Consider the following 24,746-nt stretch of genomic DNA (forward strand, 5'->3'; position numbering starts at 1 on the left):
AAGCCCCCCCAGCGATCCAGTAAAATGGCCGCATCGACACCGACAGGTCGGTGCGGACCCTCGGCAATTTTGCTTGATCCCTGCGGCGACTTCGGGCCTCCTTCCCATGTGACGGCGGCTCCGAGCCAAAGGCTGAGTGCAATGACGGGGGGAATGAGATGATCGGGACACTAAGGTGGGGCATCCTGGGGGCGGCCAAATTCGCGCGTGAGCATATGGGGCCTGCGATTCACGCTGCACGTGGTGCGGAGCTTGTGGCTGTGGCCTCACGATCCCCACAAAAGGTTGCACCGTTTCAAGAGTTCGCTCCCGGATGCCGGGCCGAGAGCAGTTACGACGAGCTGCTGGCCGCGAGTGATATCGACGCCGTCTACATTCCGCTCCCGCATCACCTGCATGCCGAGTGGACGCTCAAGGCACTGGCCGCTGGCAAACATGTCCTGACAGAAAAGCCCATTGGCATGACGGTGGAAGAGGTTGATCAGATCATCGCGGCGCGCGATGCCAGCGGGTTGCTGGCCGCTGAGGCCTACATGATCGTGCATCACCCACAATGGCAGCGCGCACGCCAATTGGTAGCGGATGGTGGGATCGGAGAGGTTCGGCATATCACCGGGGCGTTCACCTATGATAACAGCGCGGACCCCGGAAACATCCGCAACCAACCAGAAGCCGGGGGCGGATTGCGCGATATTGGTGTCTATATCTTTGGCTCGGCCCGCTTTGTGATGGGCGCGGACCCCACCGTTGAGCACGCGCGGGTGCGGTTCGAAAATGGCTATGACACCTTTGCTGACATACAGGCGCGCTTTGCCGATGGTCCAACCTATTCCGCCTATGTTTCAACCAGGATGCATCTGCATCAGGCGATGGAGTTTCACGGAACAGAAGGTTTGATGCGGTTGACCGCCCCGTTCAACCCGCAGAACTTTGGCGAGGCGCGCATCGAAATTCACCAACCCGGTCAGGGACTTCGCGTTGAACGGTTCCCTGCCGCGCAGCAATACAAGACGCAAGTCGAGGCCTTTTGCGCATCAATCCGGTCAGGAGAGCCTTACCCCTGTCCGCTTGAATTCTCGCGCGGGACGCAGCAGATGATTGATGAGGTGCTGGCCATTGCCACACCGTTGGACGGTTAGGCTGGATCCCATGAGCCAAGATGACAAGGACGCATTCGAACTGAACCCGCCACGCGGGGATGACAGCAATGAAAGCCTGTTTCTACGGCTGATCTACATGCTGATCATTTGGCTGATGCTGAGCTTTGCAAATACCGTCTTGGGCATTCTGACCGTGCTGCAATTTGTCATCATGCTGATCAATCAGGGCGAGCCGAACCAGCGGATTGCTGACTTTGGTACGGATCTGGGCATCTGGGTGGCCAAAGCAGCCCGCTATCAGACTGCGGCCAGCGATGTGAAACCCTGGCCTTGGACCGAGTTGGATTAGCGCGGCGACACATGGCCGCCGCGCCAAGCGTTTAATCTTCCATTGCTTCCAACTGGTCGATGAAGCCTTCGATCATGCTCAGGCCTTTGTCCCAGAAAGCGGGATCAGAGGCATCAAGACCAAAGGGGGCAAGCAGGTCTTTATGGTGCTTTGACCCACCAGCTTTCAGCATGTCGAAATACTTCTCTTGGAAGTCTGCATCGCCCTCTTCGTACACCGCGTAGAGTGCATTCACGAGGCCGTCACCAAACGCATAGGCGTAGACGTAGAAGGGTGAATGGACGAAGTGCGGGATGTAGGCCCAGAAGGTTTCGTACCCGTCCATGAAGTTGAACACCGGTCCAAGGCTCTCGGCTTGCACCGACATCCATAGCGCATTGATGTCTTCCGGCGTGAGTTCACCTTCGGCGCGGGCGGCGTGCAGTTTGCATTCAAAGTCATAGAACGCGATCTGGCGGACAACCGTGTTGATCATGTCTTCGACCTTGCCAGCCAGCAGCACCTTGCGTTCCTGATCAGACTTGGCCCCGTCCAGCAGTTTGCGGAAGGTCAGCATCTCGCCAAAGACAGACGCCGTTTCCGCCAGAGTCAGCGGCGTAGATGACAGAAGTTCCCCCTGACCGGCGGCCAGAACCTGATGCACGCCATGGCCCAATTCATGCGCCAGTGTCATCACATCGCGCTGTTTACCGAGATAATTCAGCATGACGTATGGATGTGCCGTTGTGACGGTCGGGTGTGCAAAGGCACCGGGCGCTTTACCGGGCTTCACGCCTGCGTCGATCCAGCCTTTCTTGAAGAACGGCTCGGCAAGGTCGGCCATCCGCGGATCGAAGGCGGCGTAAGCCTCCATCACCGTCTTTTCGGCATCGGCCCATCCGATCACCTTGTTGTCTTCCACGGGAAGCGGCGCGTTGCGGTCCCAGACTTCTAACGTGTCCAACCCCAGCCATTTGGCTTTCAGGGCGTAATACCGGTGCGACAGGCGCGGATAGGCTTTGACCACCGCGTCGCGCAGCGCCTCGACGACCTCCGGTTCGACATGGTTGGCCAGATGGCGTCCTGTCTGAGGTGTTGGCATTTTGCGCCAGCGGTCCTCGATCTCCTTTTCTTTGGCCAGCGTGTTGTGGACGCGGGCAAACAATTTGACATTTTCGCCAAAGGTTTCGGCCAGCGCGCGCGCACCCGCTTCGCGGCGGTCGCGGTCTTGCTCGGACATCAAGTTCAGCGTCGCTTCGATCCCCATCGGCTCACCGTCGACGTCGAATTCCAGCCCGGCGATTGTTTCGTCGAACAGGCGGTTCCACGCGGCTGCGCCAACGGTCGACTGGTCGTGCAGGAATTGTTCCAGCTCGTCCGACAACTGGTGCGGTTTCATCGCGCGCAGGCGGTCGAACACAGGCTTGTAACGGGCAAGTTTAGCATTCTGATCAAGAAGACCGCCAAGATGATCATCGCTCAGACGATTGAATTCCAATGTGTAGAACACCAGCGGCGTCGTGGCGTTGGTCATCCGATCCTGCGCGTCGGCCATGAATTTGGCGCGGTCTGCGTCAGTCGTCATCTGATAGTAGCGCAGACCTGCGTAGGACATCAGGCGGCCACCGACGATGTCGATCTCCTCGTAGCGTTGCACGGCTTTCAGCATGTCATCCGCCGATAGATCGGCGAGCTTGCCTTGGTAATCGGCGGCAAAGGCTGCGCATTCGCCTTCAAGCCAGGTCATGTCCTTCCCGAACTCTGGCGCGTCGGGCGCCGTATAAAGATCGCTCAGGTCCCATTCCGGCAAATTGCCAAGCCCATCGCCGCCAGCAGCGGCCCCGGCAGAGGCATTGGCGTCGAATACAGGGAGGTGTTTGGGCGTGGGCAACATGAGGTGTCCTTTCAATCGTTCCCCGATAGCTATGCCGCGGTTGGGGCAGTCTCAACCCATCGGGTCGCGGATTGCGCTACGCGGAGTGCGAATCTTCGTGGATGGCTGAGTTGAGATCGAAATCCTCTGTGTGGACGACGATGCTGTCAGCAGCAACGCAGATGATGCCATAGGCCCCCGGCTCTGCGACGCTGCTGGACGATTTGGTGCCTTGCATGTCCATCGGCATCTGATGCGCTGGGCTCTTGAAGACAGAAAATGGGATGCCGCCCATCTGCCCAGAAATCGTACGATGGATATGGCCAAAGATCATCTGTGCGACTGCGCCAGAGCGGCGCGCGATGTCGAGAACCTCTTGCCCGTTTTCGAGCGCAATCCGGTCCATTCCTGGAAAATGCACCGGGGCAGGGTGATGATGCATGGCAAGGATCACGCGCTCATGCTGGGCAAGCGTCCGTTCGAGCCAGCGTAGACGGGTGTCGCAGACATATCCTATGTGCGCCCGTGCGCGCGTCTGCGGATCGTCCAAAGTGTCGAGCAAGACCAGCGTTGCGTCCTTGAGCGGAACGATGGCGTTGGCAAACCCGTCTTGCTTTGCCGCAGACGGAAAAACCTCGTAAAACGTTGCCCTTCGATCATGATTGCCAAGCGTCATGTGTACGGGGATCGGAACTTTGGCCAAAATGGCGGCCAGCCGCTTGTATTCCTCAGCCGTCCCGTGATGCGTCAGGTCGCCGGTCAAAACCAAACATGAAGCGTCGGGATGGGTCCTCAACGCGTGGGACAAGGCGTCCTCAAGTCGCTGGGCGGGGTCAATGCCGATAATCCTTTGACCGTCCGGAACGATATGCGGGTCGGTCAGGACCAGTATCTTTTCCACGTTCAGATCCCGTAGAGCCGCGTTGGATTGTCGACAAAGACTGCCTGCGCATCCGCCTCCGACATCTTTGCGCGCAGGGCCTCGCACTGCGCGATGGGGTCTGGCGTGTCCACGCCGCCCAGCATCAGATGCGGCCAATCCGAGCCCCAGAGACACCGTTCAGGATTGGCGCGCAGCAAGGCCGTGCGGATGTTGTCAGCCTCGGCGTCTGTCTTGGCCCAGCGATGGGGGGCAGAGAGTTTGGTCCATGCCTGCCCTTCGGCCAGCAGACGACAGAGGGCGGCGATCCCAGCATGATCCGCGCCAAGCGCGGCATCCGGCCACGCGCAGTGATCAAACACCACGTCACAAGGCAGGTGCGGTACGTCCTGCGCCAAGTCTTCAAGGTGCAAATGCGCATGGGCCAGCATCTCGATATGCAGGCCTCGGTCCGCAAGACGCGGTGCCAATGCTTTGGCCCCGTCCCATGTCAAAACACCGCCGTGGACGTAATTCAGACGGACGGCCTTAGCGCCTGCATCCGCCAACCGGTCAAGCTCTGTGTCACTGACATCGTCCGGCACCAGCACCACGGCTGCAAATCCACTGCCCATCGCAGCAACGGCATCGAGCGTGATGCTGTTATCGGTTCCATAAAGGATCGAATGCACGATGACGCCACGCGTGCAGCCCATCTCGCTCAAGTGCGTGCGATAGTGGCCTAGCCAGTCGTTGAGCGTACCGGCGGGTGGGGTTTCCACGGCGTTTGGCGATAGCGCATAATCGTCGCCAATCAGGTGAACGTGCGCGTTCACGGCGTCTGCGGGCATTTCAGCCATAAATCCTCAGCATGTCGTTTAGGTCGTCGAGCGTGTTGGCCTCTTGGAGAGGCTTATCTTTACGCCAGCGTGACATGCGCGGAAAGCGGAGTGCAACGCCGGATTTGTGGCGGGGGCTTTCCTGAATGCCTTCGAACGCGATCTCGAAGACATGGTGCGGGGTGACCTGCCTTACGGGGCCAAAGCGCTGCTGTGTGTTTTTGCGGACCCAGCTTGTGATTTCACGGAACTCAGCGTCTGTCAGGCCGGAATAGGCCTTGGTGAACGGAACGAGATCATTGCCGTTCCAGACCGCAAAGGTGAAATCCGTGAAAAGGTTGGCGCGCCGCCCATGCCCCGCCTGAGCGTAGATCATGACGGCGTCAATCACGAGCGGATCGACCTTCCATTTCCACCAATCACCCTTCTTGCGCCCTGACAGATAGGGGCTATCACCGCGTTTCAGCATAACGCCTTCTGCGTTCAAGTCGCGGGACTTTTCGCGTTCAGTGGTCAGTGCGTCCCAAGTCTCAAAGGCAACGAGGGGTGACAGCTTGACGGGCACCTCGGACGGCAGTTCATGAACAAGCGCTTCTAACCGGGCGCGGCGTTCATCAAATGGGCGGTCGCGCCAATCCTCGCCATCAAACTCCAAAAGATCGTATGATTTCAGGATAACGGGTGCCTCGGCCAAGAGCTTCTTGGGGACGGTTTTGCGTCCGATCCGTTTTTGCAAAGCATTGAATGACAAAGGCGCGCCATCGGCCCAGGCCAAAACCTCACCGTCAATCACGGTGCCATCGGGCAGAAAATCAGGCGTGACCGTAAACTCCGGGAACCTGTCGGTCATCAAGTCTTCGCCACGCGACCAAAGGTGGTGTTCCCCTCCGCGCACGATCAACTGGCCTCGGATGCCGTCCCATTTCCGTTCGGCCCGCCATTCAGAAGGTGTCCCAAGCGCCTCTGGCCCGTCCTCCAACTGATAGGCAAGGTAAAACGGATACGGGCGGCTCAGGTCGGCTGTCGGATCGTCGGCTTCGATCAATTGCTGATAGGTCGTCGTATCCGGCGTCCAATTTCCCATCAGCTTATGGGTGATGACCGCCTCGTCCTGTCCCGTTGCTTGCGCCAGTGCGCGGGTCATCAGTTTTTGACTGACGCCAACGCGCCATCCGCCTGTCAGCAGCTTGTTGAAAATGAACCGTTCGATTGGATCAAGCTGGTCCCACGCATCCAGCACGGTCGCCTTGCGTTCTTCCTCTTCGAGCGTGGGCAGCGTGCGGATGACATTGATCCAATGGGTCAGAGATTGATCGCTGTCCCGCGTGGCAGGTGGCAAGACAAGCGCGATGGTTTCGGCCAAATCGCCCACGACTGGATACGCTTCTTCAAACAGCCAAAGCGGAATGCCCGCCTTTTCGGCCGCCCAACCTCGTAGGAACGGTGTCGTCAGGGTGCGTTTCGGGCGGCGGCCCGAGAATATCGCGATGCACCAGAGGCGGTCTTCTTCTGGCGCTTCTTCGAAATAGGACTTGAGTGCCGCCACCTTGGGCAACGTCTTTGTGGTCTGATCGACCTGTGTGAAAAGGCTGGCGAACCGTTTCAAAGGTGCGCCTTCAAGAACGTGGATATCTCTGCGACGGCGCGATCGGCGGTCGCGTTCCACCCGGCGTTCAACTGCCAGTCATGAGGCATCCGGTCATAAATCGACAGCGTCGCGTCCGGGATCACCCTGGCAAGCTCTTCGGCATCGTGGCGCAAAACCTCTTGGCTACCGACTTGTATCAGCGTGGGCGGAGCCATGCTCAGGTCGCCAAGCAGGGGCGACGCTTTCGGGTCCTCGGCATCGGCCTTCAGGGCGGCTTTCACGCGGCGCACCCAAGCCACCGGGATCAGATGCTCGTTCGAAAAATCCGCCGAGTGGAGCCGAGTCTGATCGGCAAAGGGCGACAGAAGCGCCATCGCCTTCAGTGGCACCTGCGTCGATGCGTAAAGCGACAGGTTTCCACCGGCGCTATCACCTGAAACCGCGTCAGGCTGATAGGCTTTGGCCACTGCAAGCGCATCTTCCTGTGCGGCAGGATAGGGGTGTTCAGGCGCTTTGCGATAGTCGGGCGCAAAAGCGTTCACGCCTGCTGCCTTGGCGATGCGCGCGATCATCCATTTGTGGGTATTCGGTGATCCAATCGTGAACCCGCCACCGTGGAAATACAGGAGCTTTGGCGCATCCTCGGGGACGCCATCTGGTGCAAAGCGAAGCCCCGACACGCCCGCGATAGCCGTTTCGGAAATCTGCACGCCTTTGACCGGTTTCGTCGTCAGCCGTGCCTCCAACTCAAAGACCTTGCGCAGCAACGGCTGTGGCGCGATGAAAGCAAGCCCGGCTCTTTGAACGTATTTGGCGCGTAGGCGGATCAGGCTGTCGGGGATCATGCAGCATCCTCTGTACTGGTGTCAGTGGCATCAAGGCTTTCGCCGTCGTAATCGGTTTCGACGATCTTGGCGTCATAGCCTTGGCTTTCCAGCCATTTTCGAAACACGGAAGTGTAGCCATGGGTGACAAAAATCCGTTCGGCCCCGGTTTCGGCGATAGCAGAGTTCAAACCCGGCCAATCGGCATGGTCTGACATGACAAAACCCCGGTCAGCCGCACGCCTGCGCCGCACCCCGCGCAGCGCCATCCAACCCGATGCGAAAGCAGTTGTCGTTGCCCCGAACTTGCGCGCCCATGCCGACCCAAGCGCAGATGGCGGGGCGACGACCAATGCGCCGCGATAGGCTTTGCGATCCGTTTCAGCCGTCACCCGGACCGTATCGGGCAGGCTGTAGCCTTGACCGCGAAGGACCTCGTTTGTGTTCTCAATAGCCGCGTGCGTCAGGATCGGCCCAATGGAAGGATCGCAGCTTGATAGAATGCGCTGGGCTTTACCCAAGGAATAAGCACCGACAATTGCCGTCTTTCCTTCTGCTGCAGCGATGGCCCACCATGTGTTCAGCTTGGCGGCGACATCCTTTGGGCTGTCCCATGTGAAAACCGGCAGGCCAAAGGTGCACTCGCTGATAAACGCATGGCACTTCACGGGCTCGAACGGTTCGCTCAGCCCATCGCTGACGACTTTGTAATCCCCCGATACGACCCAGACTTCGCCGCCGACGTCGATCCTGATCTGCGCTGATCCGGGCACGTGACCCGCTGGGTGAAAGGATACCGAGGCACTGCCAATTTGACGAACCTCTCCGTAGCGGATCGTGTCCAACTGGATGTCACCCAATCGCATCCGCATAACAGGCGCTGCTTGCTCGGTCGCGAGGTATGACCCCATGCCCCAACGAGCATGATCCGCATGGCCATGGGTGATCAATGCGCGGTCAACCGATTTCCACGGGTCCACGTAGAAATCCCCAGCGGCGCAGTAGATGCCACGGTCGGTAAAAGTCAGCACATCCGCCATGTCCCCAAGCCTAGCGTTTCACAGCGCAATGGCCAGCGCTTGAAGTAAAGCCCAATCCGTGCTCGCTTGCGCCAAAGCAAAGGGAGGCCGGAATGGGCATTGCAGATTTCAAATCACGGATGTTGGCGGGCGACCTGCTGGCCGGGACGTTTCTCAAGACGGCGTCTTACGAATTGATCGAGGTGCTCGCCCAGTCTGATCTGGATTTTTTGTGTCTGGATGCAGAACACGCACCGTTTGATAGAGCGCGGCTTGATGCCTGTCTTGCGATGGCTAATGCCTTGGATTTCCCTGTTCTTGTGCGGCCAGCTTCGGCATCACCAGAAAACATCCTTCAAGCGCTTGATAGCGGGGCGGTCGGGATCGTGGCCCCGCATTGTTACAGCGCCGAAAAGGCGGCCGAGGTCGCAAAGTCCGGCCATTTTGGACTGGGCGGGCGGGGATATGCCGGTTCGTCACGCTGGGCCGGCTTTGCAACGCGGGCCATGTCGGATGTCCTGGGCAAGGACGATCAGACTGTGATGATCGCCCAGATTGAAGAGCCTGAAGGCGTAGAAGAGGTAGAAGCAATTGCCGCGACGCCGGGCATCGACGGCATCTTTATCGGTCCGGCGGATTTGTCAGTCGGGTATGGGAAGACATCCCAAGACAGTCCCGAATTGATGGCTGCTTTCGAACGCTGCGGCAAGGCAGCGGCTGACAATGGCAAGGCCTACATGACCTTCGTCGCCAATGCTGCCGGGGCCGAAAAGGTACGACCTTACGGCGTCAGCATGTTCTTCATCGCCTCCGAACACAGCTGGATGCGCGCCGGTGCTACCGCCGACGCAAAAGGTGTTCACGCTTTGAAATAGGTATCAGGCCGCGAGGTAGTGGTCTGCCGCGCGGTCAAACACAAATGAGCGGACGTCCTCACGCTCCATCATCACTTCATGCTCTGCGCCGTCCAGAATCTCCAGCGCGCCGTGTTTCCAGCCGGGCATGCGCATTTTGATGCGTTCAGGGCTTACGATGCGCTCATTCGACCCCAAGAAGGTCACGCAAGGCACGTCCGGGGCAGGGCGTTTGGACAAAGCCAGCATTTCGTGCAGCGCCTCGTTAAGCCATCGTACTGACGGCCCGCCCAAGGCAAGGTCACTATGGTTGCTGACCTGATTGCGCATGAATTCCCACATCTCGGGGTCCGTGGTGAGGGTGTTGTCCTCGAACGGAGCCTCAAGCACGTAGGTGACGGGCGATGTTGAAGGCGCGCGCATGTCGCCCAAACCGATAGGCCGCAATGCGGTGGTCAACGCCCACGCCACAGGGATCAGAGGGGACGGGGCCAATCCCCACATCGGTGCAGAAAAGCACGCCGCTTTGACCTGCATACCCTCCATCAAAGCCCGCAAACCAATGCATCCGCCCATGGAGTGAGCCATCAGATAGTAAGGTTTTGGCAGGTTGAGCGTTTCGACGGCGGCTAGAACAGCCTTCACATCATGCTGGTAATCCGAGAAGTCGACCACATGGCCGATGTCCCTGACGGGCAACATGCGCTCGCCCAGACCTTGACCACGCCAGTCAATCGCGATGGTTGCAAGACCACGTGCGCGGAACTCGCGCGCGGCCTCGCCATATTTTTCGATATACTCGGTGCGCCCTGGGAACAGCAGAACCGTTCCCTTTGTTCCTTCGGGCCAGACGCCCAGACGAATGCGCAGGCCGTCATCGGTCGTCAGCCAATAGGCTGACGCCTCAATCTCCGGGCCGTCCGGCCCGTAGGCCACATCGCTATAAAACGGTGCAGCCTCCATGGCTTAGCTCAACAGCCCGCCGAGGGCCATGGCTTTGCCCATGTCACCATCGACGCTCAGTTTGCCGGTCATGAATGCGGTCGTCGGGTTGACGTCGCCTTCAAGGATGCCCTGAAACGTCTCGGCATCGGCAGTCAGGGTGACGTCCGCGTCTTCGTCGCCTGCCCGCGCGCCATCGCCATCAATCATGATCGCGCCTTCGTCTTCGATGACGAATTTTGCTACGCCGCCGTCAAAGCCGCCGCTGATCTTTTCGTTCAGGGCCGTCACGGCCTGATCCACAATGCTCATCTCGTCTCTCCCGTTCGAGTTTGGCGTTTCCGATCACAGCCCTGTGTCAGGACTGCGCAGGGCTGGTTTTTCGCGTCCTGCCCGTTACATTCAACCAAGATATGACAGGAAAAACACTGCGCCATAGCTGTGCCGTTGCGGCATTTCTCGCCGGGGTGGGGATTTCCCTACCAGTTTGGGCCGATACGCTGGACCCGTTGTTCGAACGTTTGCAGACGGTCGAGCCCGGCGAGTACAAGCCAATCGAAGACAAGATCTGGCAGGAATGGGCCAAATCTGGCTCTCCCGCGATGGATCTTTTGTTGGAGCGCGGGCGCGCAGCGCTTGAAGATGACCGCGTGGAAGAGGCCATTGAGCATTTTACGGCCCTGACCGACCATGCGCCTGATTTTGCGCAAGGCTGGCACGCACGGGCGACGGCCTATTACGAAGCCGAGCTTTATGGACCTGCTCTGTCTGACCTTCAGGTCGCGCTTCGGCTTGAACCAAGGCACTTCGGGGCGCTGTCTGGGCTTGCTGTCATTTTACAAGACCTTGACCGCCCGGCACAGGCGTTAGAGGTTCTGCGCGCGGTCGAGGCAATTCATCCTCATCGCGAGAATCTGCAAGAGCGGATCGATCAACTCGAGAAACTGACCGCGGGCCAGCGCATCTGATACTGGCCCCGGCGTAAGGGGCAAAAGACATTATGGCAGGCACCGGTCTATCAGGCGGGCGGGTCACTGCCGTTCTGGGCCCTACAAACACCGGAAAAACGCATTACGCGCTTGAGCGCATGTTGGCGCATCGTACGGGTGTGATCGGATTGCCGCTGCGGCTTTTGGCGCGCGAAGTCTATGATCGGCTTGTGGCGCAGCGTGGCCCATCGGTCGTGGCGCTTGTTACCGGCGAAGAGCGCATCGTTCCCGAACGCACCCAATATTGGGTTTGCACGGTCGAGGCGATGCCAGAGGGGCTGGGCTGCGATTTCGTGGCCATCGACGAAATCCAGATGTGCGCCGATCCCGAGCGTGGACATATCTTTACAGATCGTCTGATGCATGCCCGTGGGACCCATGAAACGCTGTTTCTCGGTGCCGAGACGATGCGCGGCGCCATCGCCGATATCGAACCGCGCACGCAATTCATGCGTCGCGAAAGGTTCTCAGACCTGACCTATACCGGTGAAAAAAAGGTCAGCCGGATGATCCCGCGCTCGGCCATTGTCAGTTTCAGTGTCGAAAATGTCTACGCCATAGCCGAGCTTTTGCGGCGTCAAAAGGGCGGGGCGGCGGTGGTCATGGGCGCGCTCAGCCCGCGCACGCGCAACGCGCAGGTCGATCTCTATCAGAACGGGGATGTCGATTACCTTGTGGCCACCGATGCCATTGGCATGGGGCTGAACCTTGATATTCGGCACGTCGCATTTTCGGCGACGCGAAAATTTGATGGCCGCAAGATGCGGGATCTGACCCCAGCCGAGATGGGACAGATCGCAGGTCGTGCCGGTCGGTACAAGGAAGACGGGACCTTTGGTGTCACCGGCGAAGCGTCGCCTTTGCACGAAGACCTGACCGATGCCATCGTGTCTCATCGGTTTGCGCCTGTGAAAAAACTGCAGTGGCGCAATTCGCGGCTGGAATTCGGCACGATTGACCGACTGATCCAGTCACTGGAATTGCCAACCGATGATGATCTGCTGACCCGTGTGCGCGAAAGCGATGACTTGGCCGCGCTCAAAGCCCTGGCTGCAGATGCAGAAGTCCGCGCGCGCGCGTCTGATCCCAAGTCCGTGCGCCTGCTTTGGGACGTCTGCCGCGTGCCGGATTTTCGGGGCATTTCGCCGATGGAACACGCGGGTCTGTTGACCACGATTTATGGCTACCTGCACGAACGCGGGCGGGTACCCAGCGATTGGATGGCACGGCAGGTCAAACGCATCGACCGCGTGAACGGTGACATCGATACTTTGTCCAAACGATTGGCGTACATCCGCACATGGACCTACGTGGCGCAACGAACTGGTTGGGTTGATGAGGAAAGCCATTGGCGCGAGGCGACTCGTGCCGTAGAAGACCGCCTGTCAGATGCGCTGCATGGTGCATTGACACAAAGATTTGTCGACCGCCGGACGTCAGTTCTGCTCCGGCGGTTGAAACAGAAGGAGAGCCTGGTGGCTGACGTAAATGATAAAGGCGAAGTGACCATCGAGGATCAGTTCGTGGGTAAACTCGAAGGGTTCCGTTTCCGTCAGGATACCAGCGCCTCACCAAGCGAAGCAAAGACATTGCGCGCCGCAGCCATTCAGGCGCTTCAACCTGAATTCAACCTGCGCAGCGACCGGATGTACAATGCGCCCGATACGGAATTGGATTTCACCGAACAGGGTGGCCTGATGTGGGGCGAACACGCTGTAGGTAAGCTGGTTCCTGGCAGTGATGCGATGAAGCCGCAGGTCAAAGCCTTCGTCGACGAAGAAGCTGGGCCTGAGGTCGCCGAAAAGGTGGCGCGTCGCCTTCAGCACTTTATCGACCGCAAGATCGCGACCTTGTTTGAGCCGCTTATGGCGATGCAAAAAGACGAAGCTCTGACCGGTCTGGCACGTGGGTTTGCGTTCCAGATGGTCGAAGCACTTGGCGTGGTGCAGCGCGGCGACGTCGCCGATGATGTGAAATCGCTGGACCAAGAAGCGCGTGGTGCATTGCGCAAGCACGGCATTCGCTTTGGTCAATACACCATCTTCATGCCGCTTCTGCTGAAGCCTGCTCCGACGCGGTTGCGCCTGGTTCTGAAATCGCTGGTCGAAGGCATTCAGGAGTTCCCTGAAAGCCCGCCACCCGGTCTGGTCACGATCCCGACGATGAAGGGGGTGCCGGACTGGTTCCACACTTGCGCCGGATACCGCGTTGCCGGTGACCGCGCGATCCGCGTCGACATGGTCGAGCGTTTGGCAGACATGCTGCGCGGGCTGGACTCGCGCGGTGGGTTTGAAGCGACGGCAGACATGCTGTCGATCACGGGCCTGACACTCGAACAGTTTGCCAACCTGATGGAAGGCCTTGGTTACGCCGCCGAAAAGGGTGAGCGCCCAAAGGTCAAAGCAGCACCTGCCGCGGCCGTTGAAGCCAAGCCATCTGAGGCAACTGAGGAAACGTCGCCAGAGGCCGGGTCTGAAGCCAGTGCGCCAGAGAGTGCGGAGGCCCCGACTGAACAGGCAGAGCCTACTGATGCGGCGGACGCGCCCGAAGTAACCACAGCCGAGGCACCCGTCGACGCCACAGCGGAAGCCGCAGATGAAGCACCTGCGGAGCCTGAAATCGAAACCTTCTACACATTTACCTGGGCGCGGCGTCAGAATAACCGAGCGCAGGGCAACCGCCGTGGCGGCCCGCCGAAAGGTGCCAAAGGCAAAGGTGGCCCAAAAGGCAAGGGCGGACCAAAAGGCAAAGGTGGCCCACGCGGCAACCAGGGGGCAAAAACCTATTCCAGCCGCCCCGAGAAAAAGGATCGTATTGATCCGGACAACCCGTTTGCAGCCGCTTTGATGGGGCTGAAAAAGGACTGATGTGACCGACACTCAGGAGGCCCCAGACAGCCTGCGCGTCGACAAATGGCTATGGCATGCGCGGTTTTTCAAAACCCGCAGCCTTGCCGCGAAAGTCGTATCTGATGGCAAGGTCCGAGTGGACTCTACGCCGATCTCGAAACCATCGCGGAGCGTGGCGCCCGGCAACGTTCTGACCTTTCCGCAGGGCAAGATCATTCGCGTGATCCAGATCGACGCAATTGGCACCCGACGTGGTCCAGCCCCCGAGGCGCAGGCGCTCTACACCGATCTCAGCCCACCTGAACTGCGTGAAAAGGGACCAGATATGAGGTCGCCGGGTCACGATCGGGTGGGGCGGCCCACAAAACGCGACCGGCGCGCCATCTCGTCGCTTGAAGGCCGCAAACCGCTGGGATAAGCGGAAAGAGATGAGAAAAGGACAGCTTGCATGACCTACGTGGTGACCGACAACTGCATCGCTTGCAAATACACCGACTGTGTCGAGGTGTGCCCAGTGGATTGTTTCTACGAGGGCGAGAACATGTTGGTCATCCATCCGGACGAATGCATCGACTGCGGTGTCTGCGAACCCGAATGCCCCGCAGAAGCAATTTTGCCGGACACTGAGCCAGACACCGAGAAATGGGTCGAGTTCAACCGCAAGTATTCCGAGCAATGGCCCGTCATCATCACTAAAAAAGACCCACTGCCCGATGCAGAAGAGCATGATGGCAAGACTGGCAAGCTGGAAACCATGTTCTCAGAAGCGGCGGGTGAAGGCGGTTAAGACGCCCAAACCGACTGAAATCTATGCAGATTTCCCATACGTAAGACGTGCCACCCTTCAAAAAGGGTGATTCGTATGGTATACACTAAGCAGATGACAGACCGACCCATCCAGTAAGCTGCCGCTTCGGATGGGTTTTTTGACCGGAAAAGTCGGCCCAAACCGGGCACCGCGTGGTGCCTTGGGTGTCTTTTTCGCGTTTCTTTTGCCGGTGCCCGCCAAGGGGATTGGCGCATATGTGAGGAAGGACCCACATGAGCAAATCTGCGAAGAGCCCGTTCAGCCCGAATGATTACGTCGTGTATCCAGCACATGGTGTTGGCCAGATCGTTTCCATTGAAGAGCAAGAAGTCGCTGGCTTCGCTCTGGAGTTGTTCGTGATCTCGTTTGAGAAAGACAAGATGACGCTGCGCGTCCCGACCAACAAGGCGACCGAAGTGGGTATGCGCCCCTTGGCAGGCCCGGACGTTGTTGGTCAGGCGATGAAAACGCTGAAAGGCAAGGCCAAGGTCAAAAAGGCCATGTGGTCACGCCGCGCGCAAGAGTATGAACAAAAGATCAACTCTGGTGACCTCATCGCCATTGCCGAGGTCGTTCGCGACCTGCACCGCAATGATGACCAGCGCGAACAAAGCTATTCCGAACGCCAGCTGTACGAAGCGGCGCTTGAACGTTTGACCCGCGAATTTGCCGCCGTGAACGGCGCAGACGAAGGCGATGCGACCAAGGAAGTGACGGACGTTCTGGACAGCAGGGCTGCATAAGTCATGCGACATATGTGAAAAGGGCCGCCGATAGGGCGGCCTTTTTTATGGAGCAATCACTGCGGCGACGACGATCCATGCGCCGACTTCGCTCAATTGCTGCGTTGCGCCCAGAATGTCACCCGTCTGACCGCCGATTTTGGCCATCGCAACCTGTCTTACGATCAGCGCAAGCGCAGCAACAACAAGGGCCACCAAAAGGCCTGCGCCCATCAGCGGGATCAGGCTTAGCGCACCGATCGCCAAAGCGGTGCGGGCCGCAATAACCGGTGGTGCGCCGACCTTGGACGATAATCCGCCGGGGCGGGCATTTGGCATCCTCATCAAGGCGGGCATCACGCAGCGACTGGCCGTTGGGATAGCGACAAGAGCCCACCACCAGCCCGCTTCCACGGCAAATGTGACACCCTGCCAACGCGCTGCAAGCGACAAGGCCAGGGCGATCACGCCATAGGTACCGATGCGGCTGTCCTTCATGATGTCGAGGCGTCGCTGTCGGTCCCAGCCTCCCCACAGCCCGTCAAAGGCGTCGGCCAATCCGTCCTCGTGCAAGGCACCGGTGCAGAACACCCAAGCCGCTATGACAATCAGGCCAATCATCGAAGACGGCACAGACATGTGCTTCAGCGCCAACGCGACGATGACGCCTCCAAAACCCAAGATGATCCCAGCAAAGGGGTAGGCCCACGCGCTGCGTGCGCCACGGTCCATAGCCCACGCCGGATCGACCCGAAACGGAAGACGCGTCAGCAATCCAAGCGCTGCCGGAATATCGCGCAGGTCGAATGCCGTATGGCGACCGGGTGACTGATCTGTGTCGCCTGCTGGCATTGATTGGACCTTTCTGTCGCTTGTCCCTCAGATCATTCGCGTTAAACAACACCCCAACGCCGATCAAGAGTGTGAAAGACCCTATACATGACAGTTCCGTTTTCGACCTTGGCCGAGTTTGCAGATGTGTTGGCTCAGGCTCCAGGTCCCGATGCAGATGCCACCACGGCTGCCCAAGAGCGCAATGGCCAATTGACCAAACCGCCGGGGGCTTTGGGCCGTTTGGAGGATTTGGCCATTTGGTACGCCGGTTGGCGCGGGACCGGACGCCCGACGATCGAGGCACCGCAGGTATTGGTGTTCGCGGGCAACCATGGTGTCGCGGCGCGTGGTGTCTCGGCGTTTCCGCCAGAGGTCACCGTGCAGATGGTCGCGAATTTTGAACATGGTGGCGCAGCAATCAATCAGTTGGCCAAGGCATTCGGCGCAAAGATGGATGTCCATGCGCTCGATCTCGACACGCCAACGGGCGATTTCACGACTGAACCCGCCATGGACGAGGCCGCCTGCGTTGCGGCCTTGGCGACCGGATGGTCTGCGGTCGACCCCAGCGCCGATCTGGTCGTGACCGGGGAAATGGGGATCGGCAATACAACCGCCGCTGCGGCCATTGCCGCAGCGCTTTATGGCGGCGGTTCTGAGGCATGGGTCGGGCGTGGTACCGGCGTGGATGACGCCGGAATGGCCGTGAAGCGCGATGTTGTCGACGCCGGTCTTGCCCGCGTTGGGAAGGCTGAACCCCTTCAAATCTTGGCCGAGCTGGGTGGTCGCGAAATCGCCGCGATGGCGGGTGCCATGGCGGCAGCACGGCATCACCGCATCCCGGTGATCATTGACGGCTTCATCTGCACCTCAGCCGCCGCTGTTCTGGCGAGTGCGCAAGACGGCGCAATGGATCACGCTGTGGCGGGCCATGTTTCTGCCGAAGGGGCGCATGCCAAGATGCTTGAAAAGCTGGGCAAGGAACCATTGCTGTCTCTTGGCCTGCGTCTTGGGGAAGGCTCGGGTGCGGCTTTGGCCATCGGCGTTCTGAAAGGCGCAATTTCCTGCCATTCCGGCATGGCCACATTCGCCGAGGCAGGTGTCAGCGACGGCTAAGCCGCGTCGTCCTTTTTCTGCAAACCCGCAACGATCTGGGTCTCCAGGTCGTTGCGCAACTCCTTCGCGCGGGCCACATAAGCTTCGTTTTCGGCGATAGGCACGTCAGGCTCCCAAAGTGCCGCCAATTCGCGCAAGGCATGGCGGTCATGACGGAAGAAGTTCTTTTCGATCTCATAGGCGTCAAAATCCGCGACACCCATGTTTTCCAGAACATAGCGGCCAGCACGCAATGAACTGTCGAACATCTCGCGGACAATATCGTCAGCGCCAGCACTAAAAAGCTCATAGGCCGCCACACGATCTCGGGCCCGGGCCACGATATGCAAGTCAGGCCGCACGCGACGGGCATAGGTCACAAGCGTAAGCGCCGCCTTGGCATCATCCAGCGCGACAACCAGTATCTTGGCGTCATTCAATCCGGCGGCATGCAACAAGTCAGGGCGCGTCGGGTCGCCAAAGAACCCTTTGAACCCAAACTTCCGCATGAGCTGGATGGTTTCCAGATTGTGGTCGAGCACCGTGGTCTGAAAACCAGCGCTTTGCACCATACGGTTCACCGTCTGCCCAAACCGTCCAACCCCGGCGATGATGATCCTTCCCTGGGCATTGATCTCATCCGGTTCAGGGGCGTCTGGCGACGGCGCACGGCGCGAAATGCGCTCGAAGACAATGAACAGGAACGGCGTCAGCACCATCGACAAGGCGATGATCAAAAGCAACAGCTGGCTCAGCGACTGCCCAAGGACCGACGTCTGAAGGGCGACAGAGATCAGAACAAATCCGAACTCACCAGCCTGCGCAAGCGACAGCGTCACGAGCCAGCGCGCGCGCCCACGCAAACGGAACACCGTCGCAAGCCCGAACAAAATCGCGCCTTTCAGCGTGATCAACCCAATCGTCAGCGCCAGAATGGCGATCGGGTTTCCAAGAAACACGGCAACATTGATCCCAGCCCCGACCGTGAGGAAGAACAGCCCAAGCAAAAGGCCCTTGAAGGGTTCGATATCGCTTTCAAGCTCGTGTCTGAATTCCGAGTTCGCAAGCACAACACCCGCCAGAAAGGCCCCCAACGCGGGCGACAGCCCGACGAGATACATCAACGTCGCAATGCCGACGACGATGAAGAGCGCAAGCGCCGTATTGAGTTCGCGCAGGCCTGTCGCGGCGATGAACCGGTAAATCGGGCGCATCAGGAACATGCCCACCAGAATGATCCCGACGATCGCCGCCAAAGTCACAAGCGTCACACCCCAAGCCGGCAAGCCCTCGACAAGCGACACGGAATGATGACCGGCATCGGCTGTTTCAAGCGAAGGACGAGAGATCGATCCGTCTGGGTTGCCAATCACAGTCGGGGCCAAAGCAAGCAACGGCAGAAAGGCCAGCATCGGGATGACGGCGATGTCCTGTGTCAGCAGAACGGAAAAGGCCGAGCGCCCGCCTTGCGTCCCCATCAGGCCCTTTTCAGACAAGGTCTGAACCACGATGGCGGTTGAAGACAGGGCAAAGATCAGGCCGATCGCGACCGACGTCGGCCATGGTTGCCCCAACCAGAATGCGCCCCCTGCAATGGCGGCCGTGCTGATCCCGACCTGCAGCCCGCCCAGCCCGATCAGACGGTCTCGCATGTCCCACAAAACGCGCGGCTCAAGCTCCAGCCCGATGAGGAACAGCATCATCACAACACCGAACTCGGCCACGTGCTGAATTTCGGTCATGTCGTCGACCACACCGAACACCGGCCCGATCAGCACGCCAGCGATCAGATAGCCCAGCACCGATCCAAGCCCGAGGCGGATCGCCAACGGCACAGCCAGCAACGCCATGCCCAGATACAGCGTCGCCTCTAGCAGAAATTCGATCATGGTTTTGCCTTTCGCAATGGTCCCTAGACGGGAAGTCCGGCGTCCGGTTTCGGTTGATCCATAACAATCTGACTTTGCACACGGGCAACAGAGGGGTTGGGCAGAATGACCGCGTGGATGAGGTGATTAAGCCGCGCAAGATCGGGTGTGTATACGCGCAGCAGGTAGTCGGCCTCTCCGGTCAGCGTCCAGGCGCTGATAACTTCGGCCCGGGCGCGGATCATGGTCAGGAACGCGGCTGCATCCTGTGGAACCTGACTGGCCATCTGGACCTGAATGAATGCCTGCACATCCAAACCCAACGTCGCTGGCGAAAGCTGCGCAACATAGGCGCGGATGTATCCCGCCTCTTCAAGTCGTGCTTTCCGGCGGGAAATCTGGCTAGGCGACAGGTTGAGCGTTCCAGACAGGTCAGCTGCGCTGGCCTGCGCGTTTCGCTGTAAAGCGGAGAGCAGTCGCACATCCACAGGATCAAGTATTTGCATGCGATATTTTTGTGAATTTTTGTCAAACCATGCAAGTCCAGCGCACAGTATCGCGGTTTGCGCCTCGCTGATGCGAGACATATGCGTGATTTTTGGGCGATCCTGCGCATGCAAGCGATCGCATGAGGTATCCAATGGGTCCATTCCCCCACGACGCGCCACGCGCGACCATTACCGCCGACAATCCCGCCGGGACCGACGGGTTTGAATTTGTGGAATTCGCTCACCCCGATCCGGATGTACTGCGCACCACATTCCGGCAGATGGGATATGCCCACACAGCCACGCACAAAGAGCGGGCCGTCGAGATATGGCAACAGGGAGATATCACGTACATCCTCAACGCGGATCCACAGAGTCACGCGTCCCAATTCGTGGCGGATCACGGGCCCTGCGCCCCATCCATGGCATGGCGCGTGGTGGATGCGCAGCATGCGTTTGGTCATGCCGTCTCGAAAGGGGCCAAGCCTTATACCGGGCCGGGCAAAACCATTGACGTTCCGGCCATCTACGGGATTGGTGGGAGCCTCATCTACCTTGTCGATCAGTATTTCGATGCCAGCCCTTACAATGTAGAGTTCGATTGGGTCGCGGACGCGCACCCAGAGGGCGTCGGTTTCCACTACCTCGATCACCTCACGCACAACGTGCACAAAGGGAACATGGATACATGGTTCCGGTTCTACCGTGACCTGTTCAACTTTCGCGAAATCCGGTTTTTCGACATCGAGGGAAAATACACCGGCCTCTTGTCGCGGGCTCTGACCTCGCCCTGCGGGCGCATCCGCATTCCCATCAACGAGGATCGGAGTGAAACCGGTCAGATCGTCGAGTATCTCAAACGATACAACGGCGAAGGCATCCAGCACATCGCCGTGGGTGCGCGCGATATATACTCCGCCGTTGATGCAATCGCCGCCAATGGTGTGCGCTTCATGCCTGCCCCGCCAGACACTTACTATGGCCTGTCGCATGATCGCGTCGTCGGGCACCAAGAGCCCATCGAGGCATTGCGCAAGCACGGCATCCTGATTGACGGAGAAGGGGTCGTCGACGGAGGCGAAACCCGCATCCTGCTTCAGATATTCTCAAAGACCGTCATTGGACCGATCTTTTTTGAGTTCATTCAGCGCAAAGGTGACGACGGATTTGGCGAGGGCAATTTCAAGGCTCTGTTCGAAAGCATCGAGGCCGATCAGATTGCGCGCGGTGTTCTGGCTGTCGAATGATCAGCTTGGGATATCAAGCGTGATGTTGCGTCCGCCTTTGACGTAGCGGATCTGGCTTTCGCCGATGGCGGCGACGCGTCCACCGTCAACACGGTCCCCAACTTTGACCTTTACAAAGCGTCCATTGGCCAACCGGACCAAAGCCTGACGATTGGACGGTTTGCCATAGACGCCGATCAGGTTCACGCGGCGCAGGTTGATCGCGTTGTCGGATGTTGCTGCCCGCGCCACGCTTGCGCGGGTTGGGCCGCTGGGCCGTGTTGTCCGTGGCGCGACCGCTGCAACCTTTTGAACTGTGCCGGGTTGCGATTTGCGCGCGTTGGCGACGATCTTGTCAAAGTTGCGTGGGCGCGCTTCTGGGCGGGCGGAGGTCGCAACAGCAAATTTCGATGCAACGATTGCCTCTGGTTCGGTGTTTGCGGCCTCCGCGGCGGCAAGCGCAGCGGCAATGGCCGCTTCTTCTTCTGCGGCCGCCTTGGCTTCGGCGGCTTGCTTGGCCGCCTCGGGCCGCAAACGAGGGCGGAACGATGCCAATTCAGAACGGCTGAAACCGCCCAGGTCAAAGCGTTCTTGCGCTTCTGCCAAGCCGTCGGGGCGCGCACGAGGCCGGAAGGACGCCAACCGGCTATCTTCTGCCTCGGTTGTTTGTGTCTCCACGCTTGGCACCCTGAGGGGCGGCACAAGCGCGGGGCGACCTGCAATCACCGTGTAGCCACCCGGCGTCACAGTCCCGTCAGGCGTGGCGATTACCAGCCCGCGTGTATCCACATCAAACGTCTCGCCGAAGGCAGGCGGCAGGGGTTGCGATGCAGGCCTAGTATCAATGCCCAACGTCGCAGGCGGAAGCGCTACAGCGTCCTGTGACCCGATAACAGCATCAATCGACGCAACATAAAGATCATCCAGATTGGCGCTTGCTGGCGGTCTTGGCGCGTCCGGGGCACGCTGCCAAATGCCCGTTGCCGCGTAGGTCCGTTGCAGTTCCGCGTCGCTGATCAGGGGGACTGCGGGACCTTCAGGCTCTGTGAGTTCATCACCCAATGGTGTCTGAATGATTTCGTCCAGTGCAGCACCGTCAGACACCATTTCCCCGTCGGGCAACGCAATGCTGCCGGGCGGTAAAGAGGCCACTTCCTGTGTCTCGTCCTTGCCCGAGAACAGACGCGACAGCCGGTCTCCGGACAGCCCGGTTGCAAACGCAGCCACGGCCAAGAGGATCAAGATCAGGATCGCCGTCAGGATCAGGCCAAGGAACCGAGGTTTTCCACCCACACGCGCGCCCGCCGGGGCAGGCGCGTCGAAAGCAGTCAGCGGAGTGCGCCGTTTGGGCGTGGTCGTGTTGGTCGGCGTGGGTGCTCCGGTTTCCGTGCCATCCGTCGCATCGCGGTCCTGGTTGGCGGGGCGGCGACGGCTTCGGAACATGCCCGCCAAGGCGCCGCCTGTGCCTTCATTGTCTGCAATCGCGGCGCTTCCCGGCCGCAGAGAGGCGGCAGCGATCGATTGCTCAGAGGCAGGCGCGGGAGCGCTCGCTTGTGCCGATCCCAACGGTGGAACGGACGCTATTGCGTCGGACGAAGGATTGACCGCAAGGCGCGGCGCGCGCTCGGAGATTTCTTCCGCTGACGGGGCAGAGGCGCCCAAAAGACGGGGCGCAGTTTCTTCGGTCACAAGCGCCGTCGTCAACGCTGGTGATTTTGCCTGTGGCGGTGGGGCTGTACTGGTAACAGCATCAATCCGCAGCTTCGGTGCAGCCGCTGCGTCGTCGCCGTTTGTCTTGGGAACTGCGGCCGGTTCTGGCGCTTCGACGGCAGGCGCTTCCGGGATATCCGCAGCGACTGTTTCGCTATCTGGCGTTTCCTGTTCTTCCGAAGCTGGCTCATCGGCTTCACTGTCGGCTTCCACCGGCTCAGCGGCTGTTGCGACAGGCTCAAGACTATCGGACTTCACGTAAGGCGTGGGATCGCGACGGACGTCTACGGCACCAACGCCGCGGACGGCCCCAAAGAAGGCCTCTTCCCCGTCCCAGCCGTCCTCTGGCAGACAAACAAACGCAACCGGTGCAAGGTTGTGCTCTTGGGCGAATGCCTCGGCCTCGGCCAAGGTTTCCTTTGCGACCGCGGCTATGTGGGTCTGGCCATCCTTGACCCGCCAGTCGAATTCCAGCTCGCTCAGCGGGTAAGGCGTCGCACCTTCGAGAGCCATGCCAACCGATGTTCGGGTCGGAGCGTCGTCGCGTAGCGTGACCAATTTAATCTGATCGTTTGGCAGCACGAGTTTGGACGCGAACGTACCGTCGCCGGCTGCAGCAACGCCCGCTGCGCGCAAGGCGGCCAAATCGCCTGCAAGATCAGCGGATGTAAATTCGGCTGTGCCGAGCGTAACCCACCCCGATGGACCCTTTTGATCCAACGTGATCCCGTCGAACGACAGGTGAAGCGCAAAGTTTGGCATCATTGGAATGATCGAACTTTTTTGACTGCCACGGTTTTCATGCAAACTACCCCGTGGTGCGTTCAAAAGAAAGCGAAAGCTCTGATTGCGTTATTGAACCGGCGGGGAATTTTGCGCATCACAAGTCAGATATCAGCTTTGATCCGTAAGTGGCTGATACCAAATGTTTATCGCATCCAGAAGCCTTCACGCTTGATCGTGTTCCTGATCTGGCGTTCCTTGCGCGGCAGGTTCTCCTGATCGAATAGCGCCCGGACTTTGTGACCCCGCTTTTGAAAGATCATTCGACGGATCGGGTCATAGGCCTTGATGACTTTCTTGACTTTGTTCGGGGCGGTCACACGCTCAAGCGTCTCGACCACCGCGTCGGACTCGCGCGCGTAAAGAAGGGGCAGCATGCGATAGTGGCAGCTGACGTCGCCATCCAGATATCCCGGCGGCAGGGTGTCGCGCCCACCGCCCAAACTGTGAATGACCAATGGCAGGGCGACCTGATCCAGCCATGGATTCAGGGATTGGCAGACCAGTGGTTCTGGTGGCATGTCGCGGATCGTGGCGGCGAAATGGGTGAACGTCTCGCCGAACGCCTTCGGGCATTTGTAGTAAAAGAAGCCCGCGTTGAAGTAGAGATACCGCTGCCAGTATTCATCCGGCTGCGACAGATCCAGTGAACTCTCGAAGTCGAGATCGAACAGATCATAAAGCGACTTCCAGATTTCGTTATAGCCCGGACCATAAAGCTCAATCTCCGGCCACGTCCCTTCGCGGCGCAGAGATGCAGAAGGTCGGTCAAAATCAAACGGCACGCCCGACAGATCGCCGGTGATCAACGTGTCGGTATCAAAAAACACAAAGGGTTCTCCGGCGGGCAAGACCTGTAATCCTTCGATCTTGTTGCCGTATGGGTAGCTCGCGCCGAATACATTGTTTTCGAAGGGCACGATTTCGGCGCCAAGCTGAACCAAAAGCTCCTCTACAGGGGCTGAAATTTGTGGCGCATTCGGCCATTTGGGGCCGGGCGATGGGACGGCGACAAACAGGCGTCCGGCAAAGTCGGGATTTGTATCGCGCAACGACGCTGCAAAAAGCACAGCCTCGTATTCAAGGCGGCCGCCTTGTGCGCAAATCAGGACATTAAACTCTGCCGACATACACTGCGCCCCTGATGT

The 24,746-nt window shown here is 59.3% G+C and carries 23 protein-coding genes; 10 read left to right on the forward strand and 13 right to left on the reverse strand.

All coding sequences use genetic code 11. From position 1 onward, the window contains the following. The first annotated feature begins 158 nt into the window (after positions 1-158). Both FE702_RS01160 and FE702_RS01165 read left to right on the forward strand, forming a co-directional pair. Entirely contained in the window at positions 159-1,139 is a 981-nt protein-coding gene (locus tag FE702_RS01160) for a Gfo/Idh/MocA family protein (RefSeq protein WP_147124380.1), read from the forward strand. 10 nt (positions 1,140-1,149) lie between these two features. After that, complete coding sequence (locus FE702_RS01165) at positions 1,150-1,449, forward strand: DUF4389 domain-containing protein (protein ID WP_147124381.1); 300 nt, start codon at positions 1,150-1,152, stop codon at positions 1,447-1,449. Between the two features lie 31 nt (positions 1,450-1,480). On the opposite strand, the gene FE702_RS01170 is transcribed toward FE702_RS01165, so the two are convergent. From FE702_RS01170 to FE702_RS01195, 6 genes are all read right to left on the reverse strand, one after another. Beyond that, positions 1,481-3,322, reverse strand: coding sequence for a M3 family oligoendopeptidase (locus FE702_RS01170; protein WP_147124382.1), 1,842 nt, complete (start codon positions 3,320-3,322; stop codon positions 1,481-1,483). A gap of 76 nt (positions 3,323-3,398) precedes the next feature. Further along, a complete protein-coding gene (locus FE702_RS01175; RefSeq protein WP_186826950.1) occupies positions 3,399-4,202 on the reverse strand; it encodes a phosphodiesterase in 804 nt (267 codons plus the stop codon). Positions 4,203-4,204: 2 nt separating this feature from the next. Continuing rightward, positions 4,205-5,020 (reverse strand): amidohydrolase family protein, encoded by an 816-nt coding sequence (locus FE702_RS01180; RefSeq protein WP_147124384.1) that lies wholly within the window; start codon positions 5,018-5,020, stop codon positions 4,205-4,207. Continuing rightward, positions 5,013-6,605, reverse strand: coding sequence for an ATP-dependent DNA ligase (locus tag FE702_RS01185; protein ID WP_147124385.1), 1,593 nt, complete (start codon positions 6,603-6,605; stop codon positions 5,013-5,015). Before FE702_RS01185 ends, FE702_RS01180 begins: the two co-directional genes overlap by 8 nt. Further along, a complete protein-coding gene (locus tag FE702_RS01190; protein ID WP_147124386.1) occupies positions 6,602-7,432 on the reverse strand; it encodes an alpha/beta hydrolase in 831 nt (276 codons plus the stop codon). Before FE702_RS01190 ends, FE702_RS01185 begins: the two co-directional genes overlap by 4 nt. Beyond that, the gene (locus FE702_RS01195; protein WP_147124387.1) at positions 7,429-8,451 is read right to left on the reverse strand and encodes a ligase-associated DNA damage response exonuclease; all 1,023 of its coding nucleotides are present in this window, start codon (positions 8,449-8,451) and stop codon (positions 7,429-7,431) included. The genes FE702_RS01190 and FE702_RS01195 overlap by 4 nt, the downstream gene beginning before the upstream one ends. Positions 8,452-8,543: 92 nt before the next feature. Here FE702_RS01195 and FE702_RS01200 point away from each other — a divergent pair, with 92 nt between their 5' ends. Then, positions 8,544-9,305 (forward strand): HpcH/HpaI aldolase family protein, encoded by a 762-nt coding sequence (locus tag FE702_RS01200; protein WP_147124388.1) that lies wholly within the window; start codon positions 8,544-8,546, stop codon positions 9,303-9,305. A 3-nt stretch (positions 9,306-9,308) separates the two neighbouring features. Here the strand turns inward: FE702_RS01200 and FE702_RS01205 are convergent, their stop codons facing one another. Together FE702_RS01205 and FE702_RS01210 are read right to left on the reverse strand one after the other, a co-directional pair. Further along, positions 9,309-10,247: an alpha/beta fold hydrolase gene (locus tag FE702_RS01205; protein WP_147124389.1), complete on the reverse strand. Its 939-nt coding sequence runs from the start codon at positions 10,245-10,247 to the stop codon at positions 9,309-9,311. 3 nt (positions 10,248-10,250) lie between these two features. Beyond that, on the reverse strand, positions 10,251-10,538 hold the full coding sequence (locus tag FE702_RS01210; RefSeq protein WP_147124390.1) for an SCP2 sterol-binding domain-containing protein: 288 nt from the start codon (positions 10,536-10,538) through the stop codon (positions 10,251-10,253). A gap of 101 nt (positions 10,539-10,639) precedes the next feature. On the opposite strand from FE702_RS01210, the gene FE702_RS01215 reads away from it, so the two are divergent. From FE702_RS01215 to FE702_RS01235, 5 genes are all read left to right on the forward strand, one after another. Further along, positions 10,640-11,194, forward strand: a complete 555-nt coding sequence (locus FE702_RS01215) for a tetratricopeptide repeat protein (protein ID WP_255449541.1) — start codon at positions 10,640-10,642, stop codon at positions 11,192-11,194. A gap of 32 nt (positions 11,195-11,226) precedes the next feature. Further along, the gene (locus FE702_RS01220) at positions 11,227-14,082 is read left to right on the forward strand and encodes a helicase-related protein (protein ID WP_147124391.1); all 2,856 of its coding nucleotides are present in this window, start codon (positions 11,227-11,229) and stop codon (positions 14,080-14,082) included. A 1-nt stretch (position 14,083) separates the two neighbouring features. Next, positions 14,084-14,482: an RNA-binding S4 domain-containing protein gene (locus FE702_RS01225; RefSeq protein ID WP_147124392.1), complete on the forward strand. Its 399-nt coding sequence runs from the start codon at positions 14,084-14,086 to the stop codon at positions 14,480-14,482. Between the two features lie 30 nt (positions 14,483-14,512). Continuing rightward, positions 14,513-14,851, forward strand: coding sequence for a ferredoxin FdxA (gene fdxA, locus FE702_RS01230; RefSeq protein WP_147124393.1), 339 nt, complete (start codon positions 14,513-14,515; stop codon positions 14,849-14,851). 254 nt (positions 14,852-15,105) lie between these two features. Further along, positions 15,106-15,615 carry a CarD family transcriptional regulator gene (locus tag FE702_RS01235; RefSeq protein ID WP_147124394.1) on the forward strand — a complete coding sequence of 170 codons (510 nt, stop codon included), beginning with the start codon at positions 15,106-15,108 and terminating at the stop codon, positions 15,613-15,615. 45 nt (positions 15,616-15,660) lie between these two features. On the opposite strand, the gene FE702_RS01240 is transcribed toward FE702_RS01235, so the two are convergent. Beyond that, positions 15,661-16,446, reverse strand: a complete 786-nt coding sequence (locus FE702_RS01240) for an adenosylcobinamide-GDP ribazoletransferase (RefSeq protein ID WP_147124395.1) — start codon at positions 16,444-16,446, stop codon at positions 15,661-15,663. Between the two features lie 87 nt (positions 16,447-16,533). On the opposite strand from FE702_RS01240, the gene cobT reads away from it, so the two are divergent. After that, positions 16,534-17,544, forward strand: coding sequence for a nicotinate-nucleotide--dimethylbenzimidazole phosphoribosyltransferase (gene cobT, locus FE702_RS01245; protein WP_147124396.1), 1,011 nt, complete (start codon positions 16,534-16,536; stop codon positions 17,542-17,544). Here cobT and FE702_RS01250 read toward each other — a convergent pair. Both FE702_RS01250 and FE702_RS01255 read right to left on the reverse strand, forming a co-directional pair. After that, entirely contained in the window at positions 17,541-19,412 is a 1,872-nt protein-coding gene (locus FE702_RS01250) for a monovalent cation:proton antiporter-2 (CPA2) family protein (RefSeq protein ID WP_147124397.1), read from the reverse strand. The two genes, cobT and FE702_RS01250, sit on opposite strands and share 4 nt — an antisense overlap. A 23-nt stretch (positions 19,413-19,435) precedes the next feature. Continuing rightward, positions 19,436-19,891: an Lrp/AsnC family transcriptional regulator gene (locus FE702_RS01255; protein ID WP_147124417.1), complete on the reverse strand. Its 456-nt coding sequence runs from the start codon at positions 19,889-19,891 to the stop codon at positions 19,436-19,438. 140 nt (positions 19,892-20,031) lie between these two features. Here FE702_RS01255 and hppD point away from each other — a divergent pair, with 140 nt between their 5' ends. Then, the gene (gene hppD / locus FE702_RS01260) at positions 20,032-21,126 is read left to right on the forward strand and encodes a 4-hydroxyphenylpyruvate dioxygenase (protein ID WP_147124398.1); all 1,095 of its coding nucleotides are present in this window, start codon (positions 20,032-20,034) and stop codon (positions 21,124-21,126) included. Here the strand turns inward: hppD and FE702_RS01265 are convergent, their stop codons facing one another. Both FE702_RS01265 and FE702_RS01270 read right to left on the reverse strand, forming a co-directional pair. After that, complete coding sequence (locus tag FE702_RS01265) at positions 21,127-23,580, reverse strand: hypothetical protein (protein ID WP_147124399.1); 2,454 nt, start codon at positions 23,578-23,580, stop codon at positions 21,127-21,129. 164 nt (positions 23,581-23,744) lie between these two features. Next, positions 23,745-24,728: a hypothetical protein gene (locus FE702_RS01270; protein WP_147124400.1), complete on the reverse strand. Its 984-nt coding sequence runs from the start codon at positions 24,726-24,728 to the stop codon at positions 23,745-23,747. Positions 24,729-24,746: the final 18 nt, after the last annotated feature.

It is taken from the genome of Shimia ponticola, from assembly GCF_007995215.1.
Lineage (GTDB): Bacteria > Pseudomonadota > Alphaproteobacteria > Rhodobacterales > Rhodobacteraceae > Shimia_B > Shimia_B ponticola.

Excerpts from the sequence above, each read along its gene's own strand:
- FE702_RS01250 (WP_147124397.1), bottom strand. The coding sequence starts at position 19,412 with ATGATCGAATTTCTGCTAGAGGCGACGCTGTATCTGGGCATGGCGTTG.
- FE702_RS01205 (WP_147124389.1), bottom strand. The coding sequence starts at position 10,247 with ATGGAGGCTGCACCGTTTTATAGCGATGTGGCCTACGGGCCGGACGGC.
- FE702_RS01160 (WP_147124380.1), top strand. The coding sequence starts at position 159 with ATGATCGGGACACTAAGGTGGGGCATCCTGGGGGCGGCCAAATTCGCG.
- hppD (WP_147124398.1), top strand. The coding sequence starts at position 20,032 with ATGGGTCCATTCCCCCACGACGCGCCACGCGCGACCATTACCGCCGAC.
- FE702_RS01210 (WP_147124390.1), bottom strand. The coding sequence starts at position 10,538 with ATGAGCATTGTGGATCAGGCCGTGACGGCCCTGAACGAAAAGATCAGC.
- FE702_RS01200 (WP_147124388.1), top strand. The coding sequence starts at position 8,544 with ATGGGCATTGCAGATTTCAAATCACGGATGTTGGCGGGCGACCTGCTG.
- FE702_RS01165 (WP_147124381.1), top strand. The coding sequence starts at position 1,150 with ATGAGCCAAGATGACAAGGACGCATTCGAACTGAACCCGCCACGCGGG.
- fdxA (WP_147124393.1), top strand. The coding sequence starts at position 14,513 with ATGACCTACGTGGTGACCGACAACTGCATCGCTTGCAAATACACCGAC.
- FE702_RS01270 (WP_147124400.1), bottom strand. The coding sequence starts at position 24,728 with ATGTCGGCAGAGTTTAATGTCCTGATTTGCGCACAAGGCGGCCGCCTT.
- cobT (WP_147124396.1), top strand. The coding sequence starts at position 16,534 with ATGACAGTTCCGTTTTCGACCTTGGCCGAGTTTGCAGATGTGTTGGCT.
- FE702_RS01235 (WP_147124394.1), top strand. The coding sequence starts at position 15,106 with ATGAGCAAATCTGCGAAGAGCCCGTTCAGCCCGAATGATTACGTCGTG.
- FE702_RS01240 (WP_147124395.1), bottom strand. The coding sequence starts at position 16,446 with ATGCCAGCAGGCGACACAGATCAGTCACCCGGTCGCCATACGGCATTC.
- FE702_RS01180 (WP_147124384.1), bottom strand. The coding sequence starts at position 5,020 with ATGGCTGAAATGCCCGCAGACGCCGTGAACGCGCACGTTCACCTGATT.
- FE702_RS01190 (WP_147124386.1), bottom strand. The coding sequence starts at position 7,432 with ATGATCCCCGACAGCCTGATCCGCCTACGCGCCAAATACGTTCAAAGA.
- FE702_RS01195 (WP_147124387.1), bottom strand. The coding sequence starts at position 8,451 with ATGGCGGATGTGCTGACTTTTACCGACCGTGGCATCTACTGCGCCGCT.
- FE702_RS01220 (WP_147124391.1), top strand. The coding sequence starts at position 11,227 with ATGGCAGGCACCGGTCTATCAGGCGGGCGGGTCACTGCCGTTCTGGGC.
- FE702_RS01215 (WP_255449541.1), top strand. The coding sequence starts at position 10,640 with ATGACAGGAAAAACACTGCGCCATAGCTGTGCCGTTGCGGCATTTCTC.
- FE702_RS01265 (WP_147124399.1), bottom strand. The coding sequence starts at position 23,580 with ATGATGCCAAACTTTGCGCTTCACCTGTCGTTCGACGGGATCACGTTG.
- FE702_RS01170 (WP_147124382.1), bottom strand. The coding sequence starts at position 3,322 with ATGTTGCCCACGCCCAAACACCTCCCTGTATTCGACGCCAATGCCTCT.